The following is a 23,551-nucleotide window of genomic DNA, read 5'->3' as shown; positions in this document are numbered from 1 at the left end:
CGACACCACCCAGAAACGGCATCTTCGCGGTTCATGTTGACAAACTGTTGGGTTTTTACAACACTTTGATGCATGAGCCCAGTCCGACGGGGAGACGCGCTCCCCATCTTCAATCGCATCGGAGTGCTTCGCGCCGAGCGGAAGATGAGTCGGGCCCAGCTTGCACAACTCGTCGACGTCAACCCGCAGACGGTGGGGGCGCTCGAACGCGGCGATCACTACCCCAGCCTGGATCTCGCGTTCAGGATCTGCTGGGTGTTCGACCTTCCGGTCGAAGCGGTGTTCTCCCGGACGGAGTTCGGGCCGCTGTCGACGGAGGTCTACCGGAATGCACCGTCGACGGAGGTCTACCGATCTGACCGCACTACCGAGGGGAGTGAAAAGCCCAGTGCCTGAATCAAATCTGATCGACCGCTACCAGGCCCACCGCACTCGGCGGTTCCTGCAGAACGAGGAGACGTTCCGACATTGGCTCCCGAATTGGCGAACCCGTCGACGTCGGCGGATGCTCGTCATCGCCCTCGGAGTCCTGTTCGCCACGATGGTTGCCATCGGCATAGCGTGCCTGTTCAACCCACTGTTCGCGGTGGCATGGCCGGTCCTCACCCTGTTGTTCCTACCGACGTGGTCTTCACTTCAAATCGTGTCGGGCAGGCAAGGGGATGCGCCGCGGCATGCTCTGGACGAATGGGAGATCCAGCAACGCAACGACGCCCGTTCCGTCGGGTTGAGCGTGACTCAATCGTTGGTCTTCATTGTCGCCATTTTCCTCATTTTCACCTCGTCGGTGCAGTGGAATGTAGAGAGACTGCCTTACTCGGGAGGTTTATTGGCACTGACTGCAATGCTGATCGGCGCGTGCACGCCCGCGATGATTCTCTCGTGGACCAATCCAGACCCGGATCCGATTGATTCCGAAGAGTTCGACCTCTGACCCGTATTACCGAAGCGCACCACTCGACCGATGGGAAGGACCCATGTCAGCCACCCTCACGATCGACGGCATCTCGAAACGCTACGGCGACGTCGTTGCACTCGACAACCTCAGTTTCGAAGTGCGACCAGGCGAGATCTTCGGATTCGTCGGCAGCAACGGCGCCGGCAAGACGACCACGATGCGCATTGCGCTGGGTGTGCTCGGAGCAGATTCGGGGGAAGTTCGCCTCGGCGGCAAACCCGTCGACCTCGACGTGCGTCGCACTATCGGATACATGCCGGAGGAACGCGGCCTCTACCCCAAGATGAAGGTGGGCGCGCAACTTTCCTATCTGGCCGAGCTACATGGACTCTCGAAAGCCGATGCGCATGCGGCGACAGAGCGCTGGACCGAACGTCTGGGTATCGCCGAACGCGTCAAGGACACCGTCGACTCCCTGTCCCTCGGTAATCAGCAACGTGTGCAGCTCGCGGCCGCGCTGGTTCACGATCCAGCAGTACTCGTTCTGGACGAACCGTTTTCGGGCCTTGACCCCGTAGCGGTCGATGTCATGAGTGACGTGTTGGTCGAGAAGGCTCGCACCGGTGTTCCCGTAATCTTCTCCAGCCATCAGTTGGATCTGGTGGAGCGCCTGTGCGATCGCGTGGGCATCATCAGCCGCGGCAGCATGCGAGAGATCGGAACCGTCGACGAACTACGAGGCAAGGGCGACGGCCGAATCGAAGTCTTCGCCCCTGACGCGCCGGTCGGTTGGGCACACCACCTGATCGGTGTCACCACACTGAGCCACCTCGACGGTCGAACGCTCCTGAGCGTCGACGGAACCGCCGACGATCAGCAGATCCTGCATGCAGCGTTGAAAACCGGACCGGTGCACGAGTTCACGCTACGACGTCCGTCACTGACCGATCTGTTCCGAGAGGTAGTAGCCGCATGAGCAACCAGTTGAGCGGAGGTCGAGCCATCGGGTTGGTCGCCCGACGCGAATTCATGACGCAGATCTCGAAGAAGAGTTTTGTGATCAGCAACGTCATCATCCTGGTCGCGATCGTCGGCGGCATCATCGCCTTCTCACTCTTCTCCGGCGGCGACGAGGACAAGTCGAAGATCGGCTTGGTCGGCAACCAATCACTCAGTGCCACGATGGTGTCCATCGGCGACACCCTCGGAAATCCGGTGACGGTGACGGAGGTTTCCGACGACGGAACCGCACGAAACCAGGTCAAGGACGGCGACCTCGACGTGGCCGTGATCGCTGGATCGGGCGGCGGCGTCACTGTCGTGACCAAGAAGGAAGTGCCCACGAATCTGCGCGCCGTCATCGAGAGTTCCGTTGCACAACAAGCACAATCGAATGCGCTTTCCGCTGCGGGGATCGACCCGGCTCAGCTCGCCGAAGCCACGTCCACCGCAGTGGTCACCATCGATGCCATCGATCCCCCGGATCCCGAACAGGGCCAACGCATAGCGATGTCGATCGCTGCTGTGGTGCTCCTGTACATGCAGATCCTGCTGTTCGGAACGTACGTGGCGATGGGCGTCGTCGAGGAGAAGTCCAGTCGCGTGGTCGAGCTGCTGCTCTCCACTCTTCGTCCGCTGCAGTTGTTGTGGGGCAAGGTTCTCGGAATCGGTGCTGTCGGCCTGATGCAGATGGCTGCCTATGCCGTCGCGGGCGTCGCCACCGGACTGGCGACGGGCGTCCTGACCGTGACGGGCACCGCAATCGGCGTTCTGTTCGGCACTCTCGGGTGGTTCATTCTCGGCTTCCTCTTCTTCGCCGTGCTGTACGCCGCCGCCGGGTCCATGGTCTCGCGGCAGGAGGACGTCAACGCCACCGCGATGCCTCTAGCGCTGCTCGTCATGGCGATGGTCAGCGTGGCTTTCGTTTCGGTGAGCAATCCAGAAGGAACCCTGAGCAACGTGTTGAGTTGGATTCCGCCGTTCTCGGCAATCCTCATGCCCCTGCGTATTTCCGCCGGTGTTGCTTCTCCGTTCCAGATCGTGGGAACGATTCTGCTGATGCTGGTGGTGACCGCTGCGTTGTCGATGATCGCGGCAAAGATCTACCAGCGCTCCATCCTTCGTATCGGCAAGGTCGTGTCATGGAAAGAGGCGTTCGGACGCTGATTCTCCAGCGCACAACTGGCGCCACGCGATCCCGGCGGCACCCCGTCCAGGTAGGTTCATCCTGGACGGGGTGCTGCTTACTTGGAGGACGTTGTGCGAATCTCGGCCGAAGAACTACTCACTGCGGTACTCGATCCCGAGAGCTTCGTCTCTTGGGACTCCCCGCCCGTCGACGTCGGACCTGGCCCGAAATACGCAGAAGACCTGGCGAAGGCCCGCGAGAAGAGCGGAGTGGACGAGTCCGTCGTCACCGGTGTCGGTACGGTTCGGGGCCGTCGGGTCGCGGTAATTGCCTGTGAATTCAGCTTTCTCGCCGGTTCCATCGGAGTCGCCGCGGCCGAGCGGATCGTGACCGCCGTCGAACGTGCTACGGCAGAACAACTCCCGCTGCTCGCCTCGCCCACCTCCGGCGGAACGCGGATGCAGGAGGGCACCGTCGCCTTCGTTCAGATGGTGAAGATCGCTGCGGCAGTGGCTGTTCACAAAGCGGCACACCTGCCCTACCTGGTATACCTGCGCAATCCCACCACCGGCGGGGTCTTTGCCTCGTGGGGATCCCTCGGCCACATCACCGTCGCGGAACCCGGTGCTCTGGTGGGATTCCTCGGACCCCGTGTCTACGAATCGCTGTACGGCGAAAAGTTTCCCGACGGTATCCAGACGTCCGAAAACCTGTATCGCAACGGCGTTATCGACGGCGTCGTACCCGTCGACCGCCTCCGTCTGCTGGTCAATCGAGCGTTGTGCGTGCTCACCGATCCCCCGGCCCCGGCGGCCACGGACCCGATTCCCTCACCCGAGATTCCCGATGTTCCCGCCTGGCAGTCGGTGATGCTCTCGCGCCGGGCCGATCGACCCGGCATCCGGCAGTTGCTCCGCCATGCCGCAACTGAACAGGTACCGCTCAGCGGCACCGGGCAGGGTGAAACCGACAAGACGATCTTGCTCTCGCTCGCCCGCTTCCGAGGCTTTCCGTGCATCCTGCTCGGCCAGGACCGCAGTGGCCAATCCGCGCTCACCACGATGGGACCGGCCGCGCTCAGGGAAGCGCGACGGGGCATGAAACTTGCCGAAGAACTACAACTCCCGCTTGTCCTCGTGATCGACACTTTGGGCGCGTCGCTGTCCAAAGAAGCTGAAGAACGTGGACTGGCCCCTGAGATCGCCCGTTGCATCGCCGACCTCGTGACGCTGAAGACCCCGACAGTGTCGGTGTTGCTCGGTCAGGGAACAGGCGGCGGGGCGCTCGCGCTGCTGCCCGCCGATCGGGTACTCGCGGCACAGAACGGGTGGCTCGCTCCCCTGCCGCCGGAAGGCGCAAGCGCGATCGTACATCGCGACATCAGTCACGCACCGGAGATGGCGGCAGCGCAGGGCATTCGTTCGTTGGATCTGCTTCGAGACGGCGTAATCGACGCGATCATTCCCGAAACGCCTGACGCGGCCGACGAACCCGTGGAATTCTCCAAGAGGGTAGGGGCTGCGATAGCGCACGAGCTCTTCGTGCTTGCCGAAGAGTCGGACACCGATCGCCAGTCCTCCCGTATCGCGCGCTATCGAAACCTGGGAGTTCCGCAATGACGACGAAGGACCGGAATGCGCTGACGCTGCCGCACAGTTACGACCGCGCGGCACTCGCTCGTTTTGAATTGTTCCTGTTCGCCGGCGTCGCGACCGTGTTGATCACCCGCGCTTATCTGGCGGCAACGGGCTATCCCCAGATCGGGGGCGGCGCCCTCCACATCGCACACGTTCTCTGGGGCGGATTGCTGATGGCCGTCGCCATCGTCGCGACCGCCATCACCGAAGGCTCTCGCACGCGTGACCTGGCCACGCTCGTCGGCGGAATCGGATTCGGTCTCTTCATCGACGAGGTCGGAAAATTCGTCACCGCCGACGTCGATTACTTCTACCAGCCTGCCATCGCGATCATGTACGTCGTCTTCGTTCTCTTCTATCTTGCCGCGCGCGAGGTGGTGATTCGGCGCGGAATGAATGATCGTCATCGGCTCGCCATCGGGGCGCGAGCGCTCTCGGACCTCGCTCTCGGTCAGCTCGACGAGATCCAGTACAACCACGCCCTCCGTGTACTCGACGGCGTCGAAGACCGCAGCCTCACCGACCTCGTCGATTCGATCAAAGCCGGCCTGCATTCACAGACTCCGCCGACCGGCGGTATCGAATCGAAGATCACTCGTGGCCGCAACGCGTTCTTCCACCGTGCTGAGGAACTGCTCCGGCACCGTGTCGTCCGCCGACTGGTACTGACCCTGTTCGTACTGCAGGCTCTTCTGGCGATTGTCCAGGTGATCTACGCGTTGGTTTCCGAGAACGTCGTCGAAGCCGACGACGTCTCCGATCTGGTGGTCCAGATCTCCACCGTCGCAACCGGAGTTCTTGTGGTTCTGGGAGTGTGGTTCCTCTTCCGCGGTCCGTACCTGCGAGCCCTGAGACTCCTGCGTGCATCCCTCATCGTGAGCCTTCTGGTGACGCAGGTCTATCTGTTCACGCAGGACCAGTTCGGCGCGCTTTTCGGTTTCGCAGTGTCACTGTTCATGCTCGCGACTCTTCGCATCGCGATTCGAAGCGAAGAGGCCGCCGCGGCTCTACCGCAGCGAGATCGCCGGCCGACTCGGTAGATCGCGGATCCCGCGGAGCGGGCTGAAGAGCAGGACCAATCCACACGGCGCGATCAGGCAGGCCATGATCCACATCGTTCCGCGCGGTCCCACCGCGTCGCCGAGGTAGCCTGCCGTCAGCGCACCGAGCGGAATGCTGCTGTGCAGCAGGAACATACTCGTTGCCACTACTCGTCCGAGGCGGTCCGGCGGACAGTAACTTTGACGGAAACTGCCGAGCACCACGTTGCACGACACGACACCCGCAACCATCACCATGCCGCCGATGCAGAACCAGAACAGGCCGGCACCGTACGTCGTCAGAGGCGCCAACAGGATGAACGGTCCCGTCACCAACTGACAGATGAGAACGCTTCGGGCAGTGCCGAATCTGCGGCCGAGCGGGCGCGCGATCATCGATCCGACAATTCCGCCCACCCCGGCAATCGCCAAGAGAAGCCCGAGTCCGAACTCCCCCACACCAACCGTCTTTTCCAAGAACACGATCTGAATCGTGGTGTACCCGGTGAGACCGAAATTGAGCAGAGTGCCGTAGACGACGATCGACCGCAGATACGGATCACCGGCAACGAATCGCAGTCCGAGCGCAATCTGCCGTCGCAACGGTTCTCGCTGATTCTGTCCGCGATGGACGGTCTCCTGCACACGAATCAGCCAGATGCATACGAAGCAGAAGGCGAACGTGAACGCGTCGACAACCAGACCGGCCGCGAGCCCGACAGTTGCAACCACCAGCCCACCGACGCTTGGGCCGATCACCCGAGTTGCGGCCTCGGCGCCCTGAATCTTCGAGTTCCCTTCGACAAGATCCGCTTCGGCGAGCACCGTGGGGAGATACGAGTGATAGGCCGCCTGGAAGAAGACCGTGGCTGTACCGGTGAGCAGCGCGACCAGGAGCAGGTGGCCGTATGTCATCGCCTCCAGGAAGCCGGCGATCGCGAGGCTCGCGAAGAGCAGCGCGCACGCAGCGTTCGCGATCATCATGATCGGACGCCGTGGCAGCCGGTCGATCCAGGCACCGGCAGGTAGTCCGACGATCAACCACGGCAACCACACTGCCGATGCCAGCACACCGATCTGGAAGCTACTCGCGTCCAGTTCGCGAAGCGCGACCAGCGGCAGTACGACGGTCGTGACACCGTTTCCGATACCGCTGACTGCGTCGCCGGTCCACAGCAGTCGGAAGTCACGCAGAGCGAGGACTCCCCAGAAGCCTGCGCGTTGCGCTGCACCTGTCACATCGATCCCCCTTTCCGTCCCTGGCTTATCCCACCCCTACGCGCCACTGGCCGACGGGACAGGCCCGCCCGGCGCAAAGGGACGGTACCCGCACCGCTACTGAGGCGCACCGCACTGACGGTGACCTAAGGTGTTTCAGGTCACCGGTAAGCGAAGTTCACGAGAGGACACACGTCGATGAGCTCTTCCGAGCAGGCGTCCCACACCACGTATGCCGACGCATATCGCGAGAGCATGGATCAGCCGGAGAAGTTCTGGCTCGACGCTGCGCGTGCCGTCGACTGGGATGTCGCCCCCACGAAGGCTCTCGACGATTCTGCCGCGCCGATCTATCGCTGGTTCCCGGATGCTTCGCTCAACACCAGCTTCAATGCCCTCGATCGGCACGTCCGCGACGGCCGCGGCGATCAGACCGCGTTGATCTTCGACTCCGCGATGGTCCCAGCCAAGACGACCTACACCTACGCCGAATTGCTCGAGCAGGTCTCACTCTTCGCCGGCGTCTTGAAAGATCAGGGTGTGGTGGCGGGCGACCGCGTGATCATCTACATGCCGATGATCCCCGAGGCCGCGATCGCGATGCTCGCGTGTGCACGTATCGGCGCGGTGCATTCGGTGGTGTTCGGCGGCTTTGCGGCCAAGGAACTCGCAACCCGTATCGACGACGCCGGTCCAGTGGTGCTCGTGACGGCGTCCGGCGGCCTCGAGCCCGGACGAACAATCGAGTACCTGCCGATGGTCGAGAAGGCTCTGCAACTGTCCGCCACGCCCGCGCACACCGTGATCGTGAAGAATCGCGAGCAGATTCCCGGCGCAGCTGCCGACTACAAGTCAAGTGCCGCAGCCTGGTTCGACTGGGACGAGCTGATCGCCGATGCAACTCCTGCTGACCCGGTGTCGGTCGCCGCGACGGATCCGCTCTACATTCTCTACACCTCGGGAACGACCGGTAAGCCCAAGGGCGTCGTCCGGGACAACGGTGGCCATGCCGTTGCCCTGACGTGGACGATGAAGAATCTCTACGACATCAGCCCCGGCCAGGTCTGGTGGACCGCCTCAGACGTCGGCTGGGTGGTCGGCCACTCCTACATCGTCTACGGGCCATTGCTCGCCGGAGCTACGACGGTCATGTACGAAGGCAAGCCCGTCGGGACCCCCGATGCAGGTGCATTCTGGCGCATCATTTCCGAATACAAAGTGTCGGCACTCTTCACCGCTCCGACAGCGATCCGCGCGGTCCGCAAGGCCGACCCGGATGCAAAAGAGCTTGCCAAGTACGACATCTCGTCGCTCGACACACTGTTCGCGGCCGGCGAGCGCTTGGATCCCGACACCTACGAGTGGGCTACTCGGATTCTCGATCGCCCGGTGGTCGATCACTGGTGGCAGACCGAAACCGGTTGGGCCATCTGCGCGAACCTGCGCGGCCTCGAACCGATGGAGATCAAAGCAGGCTCACCCACCGTCGCCTGCCCCGGATACCGCGTCGAAATCGTCGACGGCAAGGGCGAACTCGTGGGTCCGGGCACCGAGGGCAACATCGTGATCGGCCTGCCGCTTCCTCCCGGAACACTCGCCGGACTGTGGCGTGACGAGGACCGATACGTGAAGTCCTACCTGTCGACGTTCGAAGGCTATTACCTCACCGGCGACTCCGGATACATCGACGAGGACAACTACGTCTTCGTGCTCGGACGAAGTGACGACGTGATCAACGTTGCCGGACATCGCCTTTCGACCGGAAGCATGGAGGCCGTCGTCGCCGGCCACCCGGCTGTCGCCGAATGCGCGGTCATCGGCATTCACGACGAACTCAAAGGGCAACGCCCCAGCGGCTACGTCGTGCTCAAGTCCGGCGTCGACATCGATCCCGAAACACTCCGACAGGAACTGGTCGCCCGGGTGCGAGACCAGATCGGTGCCGTCGCCACGTTCCGGGACGTCACCGTCGTCGCTGCACTACCGAAGACTCGTTCCGGCAAGATCCTCCGCAAGACCATGCGGCAGATCGCCGACAACGAGGAGTACACGGTCCCGTCGACCATCGAGGACGCGAGCGTACTGGACGAGTTGTCCAAACTCCTTCGCGGATAAGGATTCAGAGAATTCCCCTGCCTGGCTCGCACCGAACGTAGCAGTATGAACACGTTCCAGTTTTCAACGATTCAGACGGGCAGGGGAAGTTCGATGGGCAATTTGGACGGTCAGGTCGCATTCATCACCGGAGCGGCGCGCGGTCAAGGGCGCGCACATGCCGTCAAGCTCGCGTCCGAGGGCGCGGACATCATCGCGGTGGATCTGTGCGCGCCGGTCGCAACGGCGGGGTACGACATGGCCACCGAAGCCGACCTCGACCAGACCGTCGCCCTGGTCGAAGCTCAGGGCCGGCGCATCGTCGCATCCGTCGCGGACACTCGCGACCTCGATGCCCTGAAATCAGCGGTCGACGCCGGAGTCGAGAAACTCGGCCGACTGGACATCGTGATCGCCAACGCGGGAATCGCGGCGTCGGCGAAATTGTCCTGGGACCTGAGCGCCGAAGAGTTCCGCGAGCTGATGGACATCAACGTCACCGGCGTTTGGTTGACGACCAAGGTGTCGATTCCGCACATCATGAACGGCAATCGAGGTGGATCCATCGTGTTGATCAGCTCGATGGCCGGGCTTCGAGGCGTGCCGGGTATCGCACACTATTCCGCGTCGAAGCACGCCGTTCGGGGGTTGGCGAAGTCTCTGGCCAACGAACTCGGCTGGGCGGACATTCGGGTCAACTCTGTACACCCGGGCAATGTGCGAACGACGATGATCGACAACGAACCGATGGTTCGTGCGTTCCGTCCAGACTTGGAGAATCCTGTCCTCGCCGATACCGCTCCGATCATGTCGAAGCTGAATCTGCTGCCCCACCCGTGGGTCGACCCCGAAGTGATTGCGGATGCGGTGTTCTATCTGGTGGGGCCGGCCGGGCGCGGGATCACCGGCATCGCGTTGCCGATCGATCTCGGCACCTCGGAAAAATTCGCCGGCGGCTGAAGGCCCGAACTGATGCAGAATTGCCTCTGCCGGATGGGTCTCGAGCACCATCCGGCAGAGGCAATTCCGGCTTGATCAAGCCTTCGTAGCAACAGAACAAGTAGTCGACAACCTCATAGGCGCTCCTCGTCTGGCGTGGGAAAAACCGTTGTGGGATGCGCAACAAACCCAAGACCCAGCGTAGAAGCATTTGGCCGCAAACGCGCGTCATTCGGCACTATTTTTTTGGATTCGGGCATACTGGACAACGCTCCCACCACGTATTATGGACCCGAGTTCACACTTACAGGGGGTAGGCACAGTGACGGTCAAATACGCCGCAAAAGACCCGATTCACGGAAAAGTCGAGATCTCGTTCGATGTCGACACGGGGGTCGTTGACGTCCGAAACGGCAACTCACACGCTCTGCTGACGCGTCGAGTCGATTCCCCGCGCCGCGAAGGCACACCCATCGGAACGCGCGCCGCCGCCGACTTGTTCTTCACTGTCGGTGGCGACGAAGTCGAACTCACTGTCGGCAAAGGGTTTCTGTCCCGTCGCTCGTACTCTGTCTCGGCACTCGTCGACGGCGTGAGTTTGAACTTCGCCCCAGTCGACGACGCGAACAGTGCATTCACCCGCGACGGATTGCGGATCGGGCACTTCTCCAAGAACGAGGAATCCGATCCCAGACAGACCGACGCAGTCTGGTCGAGCACGCCGAGCACCGACGAACTTGTCATCGGTTACGCCCTGGCCGAAGCCTTCGATTGCGGAGCACTCAACGGTGCTTTTGCGTTGATCGAATCACTGGTGCTCGGCGGCGGATAGAGACCACTCAAAGCAGGTGGATTACCAGCAGAACAACGGCAATAGCTGGGAAAAGCATCTGCACGACGGCTGCACGGGCTTTGTCGGGAGACGAGAGAATCAGCACCAATCCCGCGGCAACCATCGATCCTGTGCCCGCCAGGACGAGGGCAATTCCGACCGACGCGGAGCCGGTCGCCGCAATCACGATGCCGACCGCTGACACGATCGCCAGGAAAAGGTTGTAAAAGCCCTGGTTGAAGGCGAGCGGCTGCGTGGTGATCGCCTCTTCCTCGGACTTCACGCCGAACGTGGCGCGGGTCTTCGGTGCCGTCCAGAGAATCGATTCGAGGACAAAAATGTATACGTGCACTGCTGCGGCCAGTCCCGCGAAGATGTAGCCGGCGACGTTCATCGGTGAGCTCCTGTTGCTTCGAGTGAATTCTGTATCGTTCGGTCCAATATATACTGGACCGAACGATACAGAAAGAGCGAGGCTTTGATGGGCAGATCACAAGAATTCGACACAACAGCCGTGGTCGCTGCCGCCTTGGACGTTTTCTGGGCACGCGGATACGAAGGCGCCTCACTCGGCGACCTCGAATCCGCGACGGGGCTGAGTCGGTCAAGTCTCTACAACTCGTTCACCAACAAGCGCGGATTGTTCGACGCCGCCGTGCAGATGTACCTCGAACATGTCATCCGGCCACGTCTGCGCGGCCTCACGACAAATCCCGGGGCAGACGCCGTCGACGACTACCTTTACTCGCTTGAGCACGCGATCGGCACCATGACCGCCGACTCGCCTCGGCGCGGTTGCCTACTTCTCAATACGGCTGCCGGACTCGGCGCGCACGACGATGCGGTGGCAGCCGTGATCCGCGCCTATCGGCAAGAACTTGCCGTTGCAATTCGCAGCGGGCTACAAGCCACATTTCCGACCGAGACAGACGCCACGCTCTCAGACCGCACTCGAATCCTTCTCTCCTGCACAGTAAGTGCACTGGTCCTCGCGCGAGTTGACACCGAAGAGGCGATCGCAACTCTGGAATCCGCGCGCCGCCTGAACGAAGAGTGGCAGAGCCGGAACACGTAGGCCGTAACTGCACTGTCCGAGTGGGCATTCCGCGAAGTAGGGTTTCATCGACTGGAACTCGAGCACTCGATCCACAACCCACGATCGTGCCGAGTCGCCACCAAAGCAGGCTTCAGCGAAGAAGGTGTTCGACGAGGCTCCGCCAGGCACGCCGACGGCTGGCACGCCATGCACGTCCACGCCCGGCTACGCAGCGATCAGCCTTCGGCACCGACCCGCGCCGCGAGCGCAAGTGTCTGATCCACTAATTCCGCAACTCGCTGCGGCGCGACCGGTTCGAGGTCGAACAGAATTCGGTAGATGATCGGTGCAACCACGTGGTCCACTACCGAATCACCATCCACGTCAGCAGCTTCCGGCCAACGAGCTAGTATCACGTCGATCTGTGTCCGACAGAAAAAGGCGCACTTGAACTTCTTCGTGCCGTCCGGTGCGTGCGTCTGGTCGTCGCTCATCAGCACATCTCGCAGCGATGCGCGACCGACGGGTGCAGACATCTCCTCCAGATAGTCCTGCGCCCAGATCGTCAGATCCCCTCGGAGCGAACCCGTTTCACGCGGGTCGGCGTCCGGTCGCAATCTCTCGATCGAGACATCGGCAAAGACTTCGTTGATGTCGCCCCACCGCCGATAGATGGTCGACGGGGTCACACCCGCATCGGTTGCGATCATCGGCACCGTGATCTCTGCCCGATCACGCTGTTCCAACAACTTGCGCGCCGACGCATGCACTGCCTGTTGGATGCGCGCACTGCGGCCACCGGGGCGCGGACCTGCGGACGGACTCATAAATCAATACTAACGCAAAGATGTTGCATTAGGCTACGGCCAGGCGTAGCGTCCCAAACGCAAAGTATTTGCGTTTGAAGTCTTCACCACCCGCACGGGAAGCGCTACGACAATGACAACGACCATTTCACCACCGACTGAGAGCACTTCACGCCCACGCTTGGGGCGAGGCGCCGCTTTCACACTCATCGCCGTCATCATCGCTACGTTCCTGGGCGCCTCCGCGACCCCGACACCGTTGTACGAGCACTATCAACAGTTGTGGGGATTCTCCTCGCTCGCGTCGACGCTCGTGTTCGGCATCTACGCTCTCGCATTGCTCGCCACGCTCTTGACCGCCGGATCCCTGTCCGATCACATCGGCAGGCGCCCGGTCCTGCTCGGAGCGCTCGCCTTGGAGGCGGTCTCGCTCGCCCTGTTCGCCTCGGCCGACGGTTTGACCATTCTGCTGATTGCCCGGGTCGTGCAAGGTGTTGCCACCGGCGCTGCAATCAGCGCTTTGGGTTCGGCGTTGATCGACCTCGAACGCACTCCGGGCCGCGGATCGATCATCAACAGCGTCGCTCCGACAGTGGGGCTTGCCGTCGGAGCCGTGGGTTCGAGTCTCATCAGCGAGCACCTGCCCAGGCCAACCAGCACTGTCTACCTGGTCCTTCTCGTACTCGTCGTCCTCGAGATCCTCGGGGTTTGGGCCGCTCCCGAGACTTCGGGCGGACGCCCCGGAGCCTGGCAGTCGCTACGCCCCACCCTTGCTGTTCCTCGCGAGGCCCGAACCATGATTGCGCTCACAGCACCGTGCCTGATCGCGGTCTGGGCGCTGGGCGGTTTCTACCTCTCACTCGGACCGGCGCTGGCGCGCAACGCACTTGACGTTCACAGCTCGCTCATCGGTGCCATCATGGTCGCAACACTGACGGGATTCGGAGCCGCAGCGGTGCTCACCTTCCGCAAACTCGGCGGCCGAACCGTGATGCTGATCGGAACAACCGCCTTGGTGCTCGGGGTGGCCGTCACACTCATCGGTGCTGAAACATCCTCTGCAGTATTGATTCTGGTTGGTACGGCTGTTGCCGGGATCGGCTTCGGAGCAGGATTCCAGGGAACCATCCTCACTGTCATGCCGCTGGCCGAGAACCACGAACGCGCGGGGTTGTTGTCCACCGTCTACGTCATCGCATATCTGGCCAACAGCCTTCCGGCATTGCTGGCCGGCTACCTGGTCGGCAAGGTGGGGTTGGTGGATACGACGCGTGGCTACGGCGCACTCGTCATGGTTCTCGCGGCCGCCGCACTGATCGGACTGCTGGTCACCGGCGAGCGAAAGGTCGAAGCTGTCTCCGTGTCGGAGTAGGTGTCCCCCGATCGGTGGACACACCGTTCCTCCTGCACAGGGTCCGAGGAGTGGACATACGACATCGATCCGCTCCGACATAGTTGTCTTCGAGAGAGCCAACCGAACGCTCACCCGGACAAAGGACACCGACGATGACGAACCCACGCTACGTAGTTGCCGCAATCACAGCTCTGGCCGCCGGCGCCCTCACTTTGGGATTGAGCGGAATCGCCAGTGCCGGAACTCTTCCCACGACCGGCAACACCATCACGATGACGATCAGCAACGACACCGAACAGACAATTCATCTCGAAGGCGCCGACAACCCCTACGGACAGTGGATGCAGAGCCCACGCCAGTCGCTCGCGCCCCACGAGACCGAGATCGTCACGGCATACAACCAGGACCCGCGCGGCCTGACGGTCGACGTCGTCTATTCCACTCCCGGCGGCGGACAAGCCGTCTTCATGGCCAACGACTATCCGCAGTTCGACACCGACGGAACTCGCACCACCGACCCTGATCAATACTTCATCTCGAGCTACATCGACGGCTACTACCCGAACCTGAGCGTCGGGTACCACCTCAGTGCGGTGTGACTGCAGCAGTCGTCATAAGTAATCCATCTGCCTCTCAGACGCACTTGTTCTTGGACATTCGTCCGGCGCGCGGGGATTGTTGAACACAGCCCCGCACGACCAGGCACACGCCCCGCTGCCGGTAGCCCGAACATCAACGGGAGAGGGAAAACCACAGTGCGACTACCCAACCAGTTTCTGATCTACGTCAGCGATGCCGCCTCCGCAGCAGCGTTCTACGGCGAATTGTTCGACGCGAAGCCTGAGGTCCTCAGCCCTCGGTACATGACCTTCGACCTCGGCGGCGGCGTGGTCCTTGCACTGTGGAGCGGCAAGTCCCGCGACCTCGATCCCGCGACTCCGCGCAATTTCGAAGTCGGCATATTGGTCGACGGCGGGAGCAATGAAATTCGGGCGATCTACGACGAGTGGGTGGCCAAGGGTGTCGAGGTCGTCGAAGAGCCAAACGAAGATGTCTTCGGTCTGACATTCGTCATTTCAGATCTGGACGGAAACCGCCTCCGCGTAGCGCCCGCAGATCACTGAGCACTCAGCCCTTGATCTCGCCGTACCGGCGCAAGGCTTCCTCACGCTCATGCGCGTGATCGACGATCGGGTCTGGGTAGTCGACCGGGCGCATCGCCTTCAACGAGTGGACGGCCTTCCCGGGAACATCGCGGAGTTCGGGAACCCACCGACGGACGTATGTGCCGTCGGGATCGAACTTCTCTCCCTGCGTGATGGGGTTGAAGACGCGGAAGAAGGGCGAAGCATCTGTGCCCGACCCTGCAGTCCACTGCCACCCGTGCTGATTGGAGGCCAAGTCACCGTCCACCAGATGCGACATGAAGAACCGTGCGCCACGCCACCACGGAATGTGTAGGTCCTTCACCAGAAAAGACGCGACGATCATTCGCACCCGATTATGCATCCAGTTCTCGGCCGCGAGTTGCCGCATGCCGGCATCCACGATCGGGAAGCCGGTCTTGCCCTCACACCAGGCCGTGAAGGCGGCGTCTGCGTCCACTCCACCGTCGTGACGTAAACGGTCGAACTTGTCGTCGTAGTTTTTCCGCGCGCTGTCGGGGCGTTGAAACAGGATGTCTGCGTAGAAGTCTCGCCACGCCAACTGGCGACGGTAAGCCTGAGCGCCGTCGCCCAGTCGCTTGGAGAGATCTGCCAACATCGTTCGCGGATGGATCGTGCCGTACTTGAGCGGAATCGACATCCGGCTCGTGGTGTCGAGGTCAGGCCGATTTCGTTCGTCGTCGTACCGGTCAAGATCGTTCTCACAGTATTCTTTCCACTGTTCGAGGGCGCCGACCTCACCGACGAAATCGCTGACGGCGGCGGATGGCGCGGGGATACTCACCCGCCGCGGGCCCCCCTCCTTGTCGCTCGGATCGAACCAACGGACCGTCTGCGCATCGGTCGACGCGGGGCCCCGCCAACCGTGTTCCATCCACTGACGGAAGTACGGCGTGAACACCTTGTACGGATCACCGTCCGCCTTGGTGACGCGTCCGGGCGCCACGGCATACGGAGATCCGGTGGCGATCAACTCCACCTGCTCCGCCACGGCCGCGTCGCGCCGTCGGCCGTAGGGTCCGTAGTCGGCACTGATGTGAACTTCTTCGGCGCCAACGGATTCCGCTACACGGGGCACCACGTCCGCCGGATCACCTCGAACAACCATCAGTTTTCCGTCGAGTTGATGATCGAGCGCCGTCAAGTTGGCGAACAGTTGATCCTGACGAGGTGAGCCTGCCGGTCCGAGCAGGTTCTCGTCGAGAACGAACAAACCCAACGTCCGCCCGCCGGCATCCGACGCTGCACTCAGGGTGGGAAGGTCACCTACCCTCAGATCACGTCGAAACCAGACCACAGAGTTACTCACCCAGTCGAGCCTACCGATCAGATCCCAGAACGCATCCCACCGCACGAGCTGCAAGTTGCGCAGCTCGTTCTGTTGTCGGTTCGGAAGCGAGCCCGAGCAGTCGCTGCCGGTGCTCCTCCCCGAGCAGCAACGTGTACAACTGATCCGCGCACAGCGCAGCCTTCTGGCCGTGCTGATCGATCAATATCTTCTCCAGAAAGGCAATCGACTTGGCCGGGCCGGATTCGTAGAACGCGGCGGCCAGTTCCGGGAACTGCACGGCCTCGCCGATCATCATGCGGTGCAGCGCAATCGAGTTGTCACTGTGCAGGGCGATGACGATGTCCACTGCAGCGGCGAGCAGGTCCGACTGGTCGCCACCGGCGTTCTCGACATACGCGTGCTGACGCGAAACAGCAGCAGCGAAGACCGCGGATTTGTCGCCGAAATAGCTGTACACGGTGCGCTTGGCGACGCCGGCCGCTGTGGCAATGGCGTCGATGGTCGTTCGAGCGAACCCGACTTCTCGAAACGAGTCGACCGCGACGTCGAGAATCTCGTTGCGTCGATCAGCTCGCTCCGCGTCGCTGGTTCTCCCACGTCTGCGCGGTTGCTCCATCAAGTCCCCTACTACCGTGCCACTCAATTAATGCTACGTTGACGTTTCATTATTTCGAACACTACAGGAGCACTGCATGACCGGACAACGACTCGTCCACGTCGCCATCGCCGACGACTGGGAAGCATGCAAGCGTTTCGGTGAGTACGAGGTCTCGACGCGCGGAATCAGTTACGACGAGGCGGGATTCATTCGCGCAACCACCCCGGACGCGCTCGCTTCGGTGCTCGATCTGGTGTTCGGCGACCTCACGTTGCCACTGATCGTCGCCGTCATCGACCAGGACGCTCTGACCTCCGCAGGCATCGACGTCGAATGGGAGGCGGGAAAGCTCCGAATCCTCCGACCTCTACCGATGGACGAGGACACCGTGGTCGTCGAACTGGTCGTGGAACGCGTTGACGGGGCCTGGCCGATTCCCGACCTGACCCCGTACGCAAGCCCCGCCGGCTAGACCAGCGCAGCCTCGGGTTCGACCACGGGGGTCGACGCCTTCTTCCGGCCGGCGGCGACGCACAGCGCGATCCCGACGGCAATCCAGCACACCAGCACCAGAAGTGGCGTGGCGGCGCCATGGCCGTCGAAGAACGCCATCGAACGGACGGATGCTCCTGCGGCGCCGGGTGGGAGCAACTGCCCCAATGCACCCCAGCCTGCGGGCAACCACGCGGCAGTTGTCGCCATCCCCGAGAGTGGGTTTCCGATGAACATCATCGTGACGGCACCCAACGCGAATCCCTTCATCCCGAGCAGGGATTCGAGTCCCAGAATGGGCAGCGAGATGGCCGACATGCCCATGGTGAGTGCGAGCGCGGTGAGCAGGTAGTTTCCGTCAAGACTGTTGGTGCCGAACTGCAGAATGGCAGTCAGTGCAAAACCCGCGACAACCGCGACGCCGGCAGCGCCCAACACTCGCTTGACAATGCTGCGCGGAAACAGTTGCACGAGAACAACAGCAGGCATGATTCCGCCGAACACCAAGGGCAAGGCCAATGCCGTGAGCCCAGCACCGGTCGGGTCGTCCGCAGTCAGCGGCACAACGTCTTCGACGGGCACCTTTGCCCCCGAGGCCTCCGAGAGGCCGTTGGCCACCCCGGTCAGGGTCTGGGCGATCGGGGTTCCGCCTGCAGTCGCGATCAACACGTGAGGACCGTTGGCATCAACGGCGATTCCGCCAACCAGGTCGCGATTCCGAATCGCGTCACGCAGGGCGTCGGCGTCAGCGAATTCTCGAGTATCGAAGGCGCCTTGCTTACTCGCCTCGAGCGAGGTGCTGATCTGTTCGGTTGCCGCAGCTGGACCGGTGATGCCCAACCTCAGTTCGTGCGGGCCACTGTTGACCGAGGGCAGTACGAAGGCAAGCAGCATCAGCCCGATCACGGCGGACAAGCCCAACACCACAGCCACCAACTTCTTGCGGTCCCGTGCTTCAACTTCGGCGTTCATAACTACCTTCCCTAAGTGGAAGTTTTTCCTCCACTATTTGTGGAAGATATTCCTCCGGTTATGATGAACTGTCAATACCGGAGGTGAATGTGCGAGCCGATGCACGTGAACGCAGAAACGCAATAGTCGACGCCGCACGAGCGGTGTTCACCGAGCGCGGGCACGACGCGCCCCTCGACGCAGTCGCAGAACTCGCGAAAGTGGGCATCGCCACGCTGTATCGAAACTTTCCGACGCGCGAGGACCTCGTGACCGCCGTCGCCGTCGCAACACTGACCGATGTCCGCGAGGCTGCCGACATCGCACTCACGGCAATGTCCACCGATCCGACAAACGCGTGGCACACGCTGGTGGACCGCCTCGTGGAACTGCGCCTGGGTGCGCTCATTCCCGCACTGGTGGAACGCAGTTTCACTGAGCTGGCGCCCGAAGTTCTGGCGGTGCGTGAGGTGACGAAAACGAAGATGACCGCGACGATCGGCGCCGCTCAGAGCGCCGGACTGGTTCGCGCCGATCTGCAACCGCTCGAATTCGTCATGGCTCTGGCCAAATTGACGCGCCCGCAAATCGAATTGTCCGACGAGGCCATGCCGAACCTGGTCCCGCGGTTGGTCGCGGTGTTCATGGCCGGTCTGCGTCCGGACGGTACCGACTTGCCGGTCTGATCGGCGAAACCCGACGTACCAGGCAAGGCACAATGGGGCTGTGACCGAGATACCGAAAATCCTCGTAGTCGACGACGACGCAGACGTCCTGACCTCACTCGAACGCGGATTGCGGCTCTCGGGATTCACCGTACTGACGGCAGTGGACGGCGCCGACGCGCTCCGAGTGATCTCCGACAAGCGACCGGACGCGGTAGTCCTCGACATCAACATGCCGGTGCTCGACGGCACCGGCGTGGTGACGGCGCTTCGTGCCGCCGGCAACGAAATCCCGATCTGCGTGCTCAGCGCACGCAACTCGGTCGACGATCGCATCGCCGGGCTCGAATCCGGCGCAGACGACTACATGGTCAAACCGTTTGTCCTCGCCGAACTGGTTGCCAGGATCCGCGCAATGCTCCGACGCAGCAACACTCCGGCCGGCGATCACTCCGAGGGAACGAACACCCTGCGGGTCGGCAACCTCGACATCGACCTCTCCGGTCGCCGGGTTCGCGTCGACGGCAAGGAAGTACCGCTCACCAAACGCGAATTCGAGCTACTCGAAGTGCTCGCTCACAATTCCGGCATCGTGCTTACTCGCGAACGTCTCCTCGAACTCGTGTGGGGCTACGACTTCGTCGCCGACACCAACGTCGTGGACGTCTTCATCGGCTACCTGCGTCGAAAGTTCGAATCCGGCGGTTCACCTCGTCTGCTGCATACCGTTCGCGGCGTCGGGTTCGTGCTTCGGGAGAACCCGTGAAGCGTCGCCGCTTCTCACTACGAACTCGCGTTGCCGCGGCCGCGGCACTGGGGGCGACGTTCATCGTCATCGCACTCGGTGTGGTCGTTGCATTGGCTATCGCACGAAACAATCTGGCGCAGTTGGACCGTCGATTGGAGACGGCATCGACGGTCATCGTGGCCAATGCGGCTACAGCGGGACCTTTTCTCGGCGCGTTCGGAGACGGCGGAGCGTTCTCCGTGACCATCCGCTCCGACACCGACGGAACCGTCAAATCCAGTACCCCGACGCGACTGCCCGAATTACCGGTGGGCTCGGCGACCGTCGACGTGGACGGTACGAAGTACCGGGCTTACACCGCCGAGGCCGACGGGATCAATGCCCTGGTCTCGCTGGCGGTTCCCTATGCCGAGGCGCGGGACATCACGGTCGACCAACAGCGTCAGGTTGCGTTCTTCGGCGTCGGAGCCGTAGCGGCCGCAGCCGCGTTGGGATGGTTGTTCGGTGGCCCGGCGGTGCGCCCACTCGTGGAATTGACCCGCCGGATCGCCAGGCGAGATCCCGATCTCGCCACCGAGGTTTCCGGCATCCGTGAAGCGGACGAGCTTGCCGCAGCAGCAGAATCGATGCTCAGCGACGTCGCCCGGGCACAGGCCGCGACCAACTCGGCCCTTGCTGCCGCTCGGGACTTTGCTTCCGCGTCGGCTCACGAACTCCGAACTCCGTTGACGGCGATGCGAACCGACATCGAAGTGTTGTCCATTCACGATCTCGACCACGAGCAGCGACGTGAGATCCTCACAGATCTGGCCCGCGCACAGGGCCGCGTCGAATCGACTCTCCGGGACCTGGAGCGACTGGCGAAGGGCGAGTTGTCGACGGCTGAGGACTTCAAGGACACCGATTTGACCGAGGTATGCGACATCGCTGCCGACGATGCACGACGCCACCACCCGAGCGTCGATGTCAGTGTCGTCACGGTGGATTCCCCACTCCCCTATTGCATCCGGGCCCTTCCCGGCGGAATCCGGTTGATCCTCGACAACGCGATCACCAATGCAGTCCGCCACGGCGGCGCGAGCACGGTGCGCATCACCCTCGCGCGCCCGGTCGATTCACCGGACACCGTCACGATCACGATCGACGACAACGGTTGCGGAATACCGGCCGAGGAACGCTCGAGCGTCTTCGAACGCTTCACTCGCGGATCGACGGCAGGCAAGACGGGTTCCGGTTTGGGCCTGGCACTGGTGGCGCAGCAGGCGGCCCTGCACGGCGGGCGTACGACATTTCACGACAGTCCGCTCGGCGGGGCTCGCCTGCTGGTCGAACTCAGGGATCAGCCCGGACCCGAATAGCCCCTTCAGGTCTCGATCAACTCGCCGATCCCTGACGCTGTCACTTCGATGACCCGAGCCGAGCCGATGTCGAAGAACAGTCCGGCGATACGTAGGCGACCATCCACACGGGCCTGACCGACCAGAGGATGGCGTTCGAGAGTCTGCAATTGGACTGCAACATTGACCATTCCGAGCTGATCGACCTCCGAGAAACCCGCCTCGGCCGCAGCACGCGCCACCGGATGGCCACTCGTATATGCCTGCAAGCTCGTCTCCGCATGCCTCAACCACTCACCGACAACTCCCGCTTCCGACGAACTGTTCGTCAGGAGTGCCTGCATCGCGCCGCAACCCGAGTGTCCGCACACGATCACCGAACTGACACCCAACTCGTCGATCCCGAAGGCCAGTGCCGCTTCCACCGACGTATCGCGGCCGCCGGCAGGAACCAAGTTTCCGACGTTGCGCACAGTGAACAGGTCACCTGGGCCACTGCTCGTGATGATGTTCGGCACCACTCGCGAATCTGCGCAGGTGAGGAAAAGAGAGTCGGGATTCTGGCCGTCGCGCAACTGATCCATGTGCGGCCGTATCGCTTCGGCGCGATGGCGATGATAGTTGGACACCCCGTCGAGAATGGGTCGCAAGGCTGGCGGGCTGCTCAGATTCCTTCCCGAAGCCTGTGGTTGCCAACTACCCCACGGAGCGAGCAATCCGCGCAGGTCGGTGACTGCGGCGCCGCGCTTCGGCGGACCGGTGGTCGCGCTCTCCATACTCACCGAGCCGACTTCGTCGATGATCACCGAACCACCTGCCAACTCGTACTGCCTCGCCCACTCTTCGATGACGTCGAAGACGGCATGGTCGAGGAAGTCGACGGACAACTCGACGGTGACGTCGGACCGCGGCGGGATGCCGGCGAGTACCGAGGTGAGCTTGGGCAGCACCAGGAAGGTGCACGACCCTTCGACCAGCACCCGCCACTTCCCGGAATCCTTGTCACCCAACTCTTCTGCCGTGACCGACGCGCGGATGACCCGCCACACCAGGAGAGCGATCGCCAACGCCAATCCGATCAGCACGCCCTCGAGCAGGTTCAAGAACACGACGCCGACCACTGTGATGCCGTACACCCACAGATCACCGGTGCGTCGCGCCAACCGAATGTGCGCCAGCTTGACCAGTTGAATGCCGATGACGATCAACAGTCCGGCAAGCGCAGACTTCGGAATCTGCTGCACCAACCCGGCCAGCGCGGCCGAGAACAGCAGGATCCACAGGCCGTGCATGATCGACGACGCACGGGATTTCGCCCCGGCTTCGACATTGGTGGCGCTGCGTACGATCACACCCGTGACGGGCAGGCCGCCGATCGCCCCGGACACCATGTTCGCAGTACCTTGGCCGAGCATCTCGCGATCGAAGTTCGAGCGCGGGCCCGAGTGCATCTTGTCCACAGCCACGGCCGAGAGCAGACTCTCCACGCTGGCGATCAGTGCGATGGTCAGGATGCCGGTTGCGACTCCGAGCCACTGGCCGTCGGGCAGAGCGGGAAGTCCGATCGAGTCCAGCAGGGACCCGTCGAGAGCAATACGTTCGACGTCGATCGGCAGCAGGAGCGAAGCGAGAGTTGCCAATACGATGCCGACCAATGCCGCCGGCACCTTCCGGACGCCCGCGGGGAGATAGCGCCACCCGAGAAGAGTGGCGATGACAACGAGTCCGATCATCAAGTCCTCGACGTGCAGGGCACCGATCTGTGCGGGCAACTGCCGTAGATTGTCCAGCGCCGAACTGGCCGAGCTTCCGCCCAACAACACGTGAACCTGTTGTAGCGCAATGGTGATGCCGATACCGGCGAGCATCGCATGCACCACCACCGGCGCAATAGCCAGTGCCGCACGGGCAATTCGGCTGAGCCCGAACACGATCTGCAGAATTCCGGCGCCGACGGTGATCAGGCAGGTGACTTTCCACCCGAACTTGCCGATCAGTTCGGCGACCACCACGGTCAGGCCGGCTGCGGGACCACTGACTTGCAGCGGTGAACCTCCCACCGCTCCGGCCACTACTCCGCCGACGATGGCGGCGATCAGACCTGCCATGATCGGTGCCCCGGAGGCGATAGCAATTCCCAAGGACAGGGGAAGCGCCACCAGGAAGACGACCAGCGACGCCGGCACGTCGTATCTGATCAGTTGCTCGAGATAACGCCGGCTTCCACCACCCGGCGGAGACGAATCCCCCACGACGGCTTCGTCTGCGGATGATTGTGCGTGCACTACGGACTGCGTCGACATAGATCTCCTCGCCGGACC

Annotated in this window: 25 protein-coding genes; 18 read left to right on the top strand and 7 right to left on the bottom strand. The window is 62.5% G+C overall.

Features of this window, described 5'->3' with window-relative positions; genetic code table 11:
* Window positions 1-72 precede the first annotated feature (72 nt).
* The 6 genes from AC2ETI_RS09115 to AC2ETI_RS09090 all read left to right on the top strand — a co-directional run bounded on the left by AC2ETI_RS09115 (window position 73) and on the right by AC2ETI_RS09090 (window position 5,703).
* Window positions 73-396 carry a helix-turn-helix transcriptional regulator gene (locus AC2ETI_RS09115; RefSeq protein ID WP_003940147.1) on the top strand — a complete coding sequence of 108 codons (324 nt, stop codon included), beginning with the start codon at window positions 73-75 and terminating at the stop codon, window positions 394-396.
* Window positions 389-934 (top strand): hypothetical protein, encoded by a 546-nt coding sequence (locus AC2ETI_RS09110; protein ID WP_020970450.1) that lies wholly within the window; start codon window positions 389-391, stop codon window positions 932-934. Before AC2ETI_RS09115 ends, AC2ETI_RS09110 begins: the two co-directional genes overlap by 8 nt.
* Before the next feature lie 43 nt (window positions 935-977).
* The gene (locus tag AC2ETI_RS09105) at window positions 978-1,874 is read left to right on the top strand and encodes an ABC transporter ATP-binding protein (protein WP_019744869.1); all 897 of its coding nucleotides are present in this window, start codon (window positions 978-980) and stop codon (window positions 1,872-1,874) included.
* The gene (locus tag AC2ETI_RS09100; protein ID WP_019744870.1) at window positions 1,871-3,064 is read left to right on the top strand and encodes an ABC transporter permease; all 1,194 of its coding nucleotides are present in this window, start codon (window positions 1,871-1,873) and stop codon (window positions 3,062-3,064) included. Before AC2ETI_RS09105 ends, AC2ETI_RS09100 begins: the two co-directional genes overlap by 4 nt.
* A gap of 93 nt (window positions 3,065-3,157) precedes the next feature.
* Window positions 3,158-4,645 carry an acetyl-coenzyme A carboxylase carboxyl transferase subunits beta/alpha gene (locus AC2ETI_RS09095; RefSeq protein ID WP_020908744.1) on the top strand — a complete coding sequence of 496 codons (1,488 nt, stop codon included), beginning with the start codon at window positions 3,158-3,160 and terminating at the stop codon, window positions 4,643-4,645.
* Complete coding sequence (locus AC2ETI_RS09090; RefSeq protein WP_317558732.1) at window positions 4,642-5,703, top strand: hypothetical protein; 1,062 nt, start codon at window positions 4,642-4,644, stop codon at window positions 5,701-5,703. The genes AC2ETI_RS09095 and AC2ETI_RS09090 overlap by 4 nt, the downstream gene beginning before the upstream one ends.
* Here the strand turns inward: AC2ETI_RS09090 and AC2ETI_RS09085 are convergent.
* The gene (locus tag AC2ETI_RS09085; protein WP_021332237.1) at window positions 5,671-6,942 is read right to left on the bottom strand and encodes an MFS transporter; all 1,272 of its coding nucleotides are present in this window, start codon (window positions 6,940-6,942) and stop codon (window positions 5,671-5,673) included. The genes AC2ETI_RS09090 and AC2ETI_RS09085 overlap by 33 nt on opposite strands.
* 177 nt (window positions 6,943-7,119) lie before the next feature.
* Between AC2ETI_RS09085 and AC2ETI_RS09080 the strand changes: the two genes are divergently transcribed.
* From AC2ETI_RS09080 to AC2ETI_RS09070, 3 genes are all read left to right on the top strand, one after another.
* On the top strand, window positions 7,120-9,036 hold the full coding sequence (locus AC2ETI_RS09080; RefSeq protein ID WP_019744874.1) for a propionyl-CoA synthetase: 1,917 nt from the start codon (window positions 7,120-7,122) through the stop codon (window positions 9,034-9,036).
* Window positions 9,037-9,129: 93 nt separating this feature from the next.
* Window positions 9,130-9,975: a mycofactocin-coupled SDR family oxidoreductase gene (locus AC2ETI_RS09075; protein WP_020908748.1), complete on the top strand. Its 846-nt coding sequence runs from the start codon at window positions 9,130-9,132 to the stop codon at window positions 9,973-9,975.
* Window positions 9,976-10,276: 301 nt separating this feature from the next.
* Window positions 10,277-10,786: a hypothetical protein gene (locus AC2ETI_RS09070; RefSeq protein WP_042952672.1), complete on the top strand. Its 510-nt coding sequence runs from the start codon at window positions 10,277-10,279 to the stop codon at window positions 10,784-10,786.
* A gap of 7 nt (window positions 10,787-10,793) precedes the next feature.
* Here the strand turns inward: AC2ETI_RS09070 and AC2ETI_RS09065 are convergent, their stop codons facing one another.
* Window positions 10,794-11,180 (bottom strand): DUF1304 domain-containing protein, encoded by a 387-nt coding sequence (locus AC2ETI_RS09065; RefSeq protein WP_003939752.1) that lies wholly within the window; start codon window positions 11,178-11,180, stop codon window positions 10,794-10,796.
* A gap of 87 nt (window positions 11,181-11,267) precedes the next feature.
* On the opposite strand from AC2ETI_RS09065, the gene AC2ETI_RS09060 reads away from it, so the two are divergent.
* Both AC2ETI_RS09060 and AC2ETI_RS09055 read left to right on the top strand, forming a co-directional pair.
* The gene (locus AC2ETI_RS09060; RefSeq protein WP_029255998.1) at window positions 11,268-11,861 is read left to right on the top strand and encodes a TetR/AcrR family transcriptional regulator; all 594 of its coding nucleotides are present in this window, start codon (window positions 11,268-11,270) and stop codon (window positions 11,859-11,861) included.
* Between the two features lie 12 nt (window positions 11,862-11,873).
* Window positions 11,874-12,101, top strand: a complete 228-nt coding sequence (locus AC2ETI_RS09055; RefSeq protein ID WP_317558858.1) for a GNAT family N-acetyltransferase — start codon at window positions 11,874-11,876, stop codon at window positions 12,099-12,101.
* Here AC2ETI_RS09055 and AC2ETI_RS09050 read toward each other — a convergent pair.
* Complete coding sequence (locus AC2ETI_RS09050) at window positions 12,059-12,649, bottom strand: TetR/AcrR family transcriptional regulator (RefSeq protein ID WP_020970457.1); 591 nt, start codon at window positions 12,647-12,649, stop codon at window positions 12,059-12,061. The two genes, AC2ETI_RS09055 and AC2ETI_RS09050, sit on opposite strands and share 43 nt — an antisense overlap.
* Before the next feature lie 112 nt (window positions 12,650-12,761).
* Between AC2ETI_RS09050 and AC2ETI_RS09045 the strand changes: the two genes are divergently transcribed.
* From AC2ETI_RS09045 to AC2ETI_RS09035, 3 genes are all read left to right on the top strand, one after another.
* On the top strand, window positions 12,762-14,000 hold the full coding sequence (locus AC2ETI_RS09045; RefSeq protein WP_020908753.1) for an MFS transporter: 1,239 nt from the start codon (window positions 12,762-12,764) through the stop codon (window positions 13,998-14,000).
* Window positions 14,001-14,134: 134 nt separating this feature from the next.
* Window positions 14,135-14,581 carry a hypothetical protein gene (locus tag AC2ETI_RS09040; protein ID WP_205906658.1) on the top strand — a complete coding sequence of 149 codons (447 nt, stop codon included), beginning with the start codon at window positions 14,135-14,137 and terminating at the stop codon, window positions 14,579-14,581.
* Between the two features lie 156 nt (window positions 14,582-14,737).
* Window positions 14,738-15,106 carry a VOC family protein gene (locus AC2ETI_RS09035; RefSeq protein WP_020970460.1) on the top strand — a complete coding sequence of 123 codons (369 nt, stop codon included), beginning with the start codon at window positions 14,738-14,740 and terminating at the stop codon, window positions 15,104-15,106.
* 4 nt (window positions 15,107-15,110) lie between these two features.
* On the opposite strand, the gene AC2ETI_RS09030 is transcribed toward AC2ETI_RS09035, so the two are convergent.
* Together AC2ETI_RS09030 and AC2ETI_RS09025 are read right to left on the bottom strand one after the other, a co-directional pair.
* Window positions 15,111-16,457 carry a cryptochrome/photolyase family protein gene (locus AC2ETI_RS09030; protein WP_070385628.1) on the bottom strand — a complete coding sequence of 449 codons (1,347 nt, stop codon included), beginning with the start codon at window positions 16,455-16,457 and terminating at the stop codon, window positions 15,111-15,113.
* Window positions 16,458-16,467: 10 nt separating this feature from the next.
* Complete coding sequence (locus tag AC2ETI_RS09025; protein WP_060938172.1) at window positions 16,468-17,055, bottom strand: TetR/AcrR family transcriptional regulator; 588 nt, start codon at window positions 17,053-17,055, stop codon at window positions 16,468-16,470.
* 76 nt (window positions 17,056-17,131) lie between these two features.
* On the opposite strand from AC2ETI_RS09025, the gene AC2ETI_RS09020 reads away from it, so the two are divergent.
* Window positions 17,132-17,509, top strand: coding sequence for a DUF952 domain-containing protein (locus tag AC2ETI_RS09020; protein ID WP_483633805.1), 378 nt, complete (start codon window positions 17,132-17,134; stop codon window positions 17,507-17,509).
* Here AC2ETI_RS09020 and AC2ETI_RS09015 read toward each other — a convergent pair.
* Window positions 17,506-18,501 carry an ABC transporter permease gene (locus AC2ETI_RS09015; RefSeq protein ID WP_483633804.1) on the bottom strand — a complete coding sequence of 332 codons (996 nt, stop codon included), beginning with the start codon at window positions 18,499-18,501 and terminating at the stop codon, window positions 17,506-17,508. The genes AC2ETI_RS09020 and AC2ETI_RS09015 overlap by 4 nt on opposite strands.
* 89 nt (window positions 18,502-18,590) lie before the next feature.
* Here AC2ETI_RS09015 and AC2ETI_RS09010 point away from each other — a divergent pair, with 89 nt between their 5' ends.
* Genes AC2ETI_RS09010 through AC2ETI_RS09000 form a run of 3 tightly spaced genes read left to right on the top strand, consistent with a single transcriptional unit; the run spans window position 18,591 to window position 21,251 of the window.
* Window positions 18,591-19,166 carry a TetR/AcrR family transcriptional regulator gene (locus tag AC2ETI_RS09010; protein WP_029256004.1) on the top strand — a complete coding sequence of 192 codons (576 nt, stop codon included), beginning with the start codon at window positions 18,591-18,593 and terminating at the stop codon, window positions 19,164-19,166.
* Between the two features lie 40 nt (window positions 19,167-19,206).
* Entirely contained in the window at window positions 19,207-19,911 is a 705-nt protein-coding gene (locus AC2ETI_RS09005; RefSeq protein ID WP_003939853.1) for a response regulator transcription factor, read from the top strand.
* Window positions 19,908-21,251 carry a sensor histidine kinase gene (locus tag AC2ETI_RS09000; RefSeq protein WP_020908761.1) on the top strand — a complete coding sequence of 448 codons (1,344 nt, stop codon included), beginning with the start codon at window positions 19,908-19,910 and terminating at the stop codon, window positions 21,249-21,251. Before AC2ETI_RS09005 ends, AC2ETI_RS09000 begins: the two co-directional genes overlap by 4 nt.
* 5 nt (window positions 21,252-21,256) lie before the next feature.
* On the opposite strand, the gene AC2ETI_RS08995 is transcribed toward AC2ETI_RS09000, so the two are convergent.
* The gene (locus tag AC2ETI_RS08995) at window positions 21,257-23,533 is read right to left on the bottom strand and encodes a SulP family inorganic anion transporter (protein ID WP_020908762.1); all 2,277 of its coding nucleotides are present in this window, start codon (window positions 23,531-23,533) and stop codon (window positions 21,257-21,259) included.
* Window positions 23,534-23,551: the final 18 nt, after the last annotated feature.

The organism is Rhodococcus sp. MurmanLake-1 (genome assembly GCF_056945715.1).
Note: the sequence above shows the minus strand (reverse complement) of the source record. Positions and strands in the feature narration are given on the sequence as shown.

What these genes read in the sequence shown, in the direction of transcription:
- AC2ETI_RS09075 (WP_020908748.1), top strand. Translation starts at nt 9,130, where the DNA reads ATGGGCAATTTGGACGGTCAGGTCGCATTCATCACCGGAGCGGCGCGC.
- AC2ETI_RS09020 (WP_483633805.1), top strand. Translation starts at nt 17,132, where the DNA reads ATGACCGGACAACGACTCGTCCACGTCGCCATCGCCGACGACTGGGAA.
- AC2ETI_RS09105 (WP_019744869.1), top strand. Translation starts at nt 978, where the DNA reads ATGTCAGCCACCCTCACGATCGACGGCATCTCGAAACGCTACGGCGAC.
- AC2ETI_RS09060 (WP_029255998.1), top strand. Translation starts at nt 11,268, where the DNA reads ATGGGCAGATCACAAGAATTCGACACAACAGCCGTGGTCGCTGCCGCC.
- AC2ETI_RS08995 (WP_020908762.1), bottom strand. Translation starts at nt 23,533, where the DNA reads ATGTCGACGCAGTCCGTAGTGCACGCACAATCATCCGCAGACGAAGCC.
- AC2ETI_RS09015 (WP_483633804.1), bottom strand. Translation starts at nt 18,501, where the DNA reads ATGAACGCCGAAGTTGAAGCACGGGACCGCAAGAAGTTGGTGGCTGTG.
- AC2ETI_RS09025 (WP_060938172.1), bottom strand. Translation starts at nt 17,055, where the DNA reads ATGGAGCAACCGCGCAGACGTGGGAGAACCAGCGACGCGGAGCGAGCT.
- AC2ETI_RS09050 (WP_020970457.1), bottom strand. Translation starts at nt 12,649, where the DNA reads ATGAGTCCGTCCGCAGGTCCGCGCCCCGGTGGCCGCAGTGCGCGCATC.
- AC2ETI_RS09080 (WP_019744874.1), top strand. Translation starts at nt 7,120, where the DNA reads ATGAGCTCTTCCGAGCAGGCGTCCCACACCACGTATGCCGACGCATAT.
- AC2ETI_RS09040 (WP_205906658.1), top strand. Translation starts at nt 14,135, where the DNA reads ATGACGAACCCACGCTACGTAGTTGCCGCAATCACAGCTCTGGCCGCC.
- AC2ETI_RS09090 (WP_317558732.1), top strand. Translation starts at nt 4,642, where the DNA reads ATGACGACGAAGGACCGGAATGCGCTGACGCTGCCGCACAGTTACGAC.
- AC2ETI_RS09100 (WP_019744870.1), top strand. Translation starts at nt 1,871, where the DNA reads ATGAGCAACCAGTTGAGCGGAGGTCGAGCCATCGGGTTGGTCGCCCGA.
- AC2ETI_RS09045 (WP_020908753.1), top strand. Translation starts at nt 12,762, where the DNA reads ATGACAACGACCATTTCACCACCGACTGAGAGCACTTCACGCCCACGC.
- AC2ETI_RS09065 (WP_003939752.1), bottom strand. Translation starts at nt 11,180, where the DNA reads ATGAACGTCGCCGGCTACATCTTCGCGGGACTGGCCGCAGCAGTGCAC.
- AC2ETI_RS09115 (WP_003940147.1), top strand. Translation starts at nt 73, where the DNA reads ATGAGCCCAGTCCGACGGGGAGACGCGCTCCCCATCTTCAATCGCATC.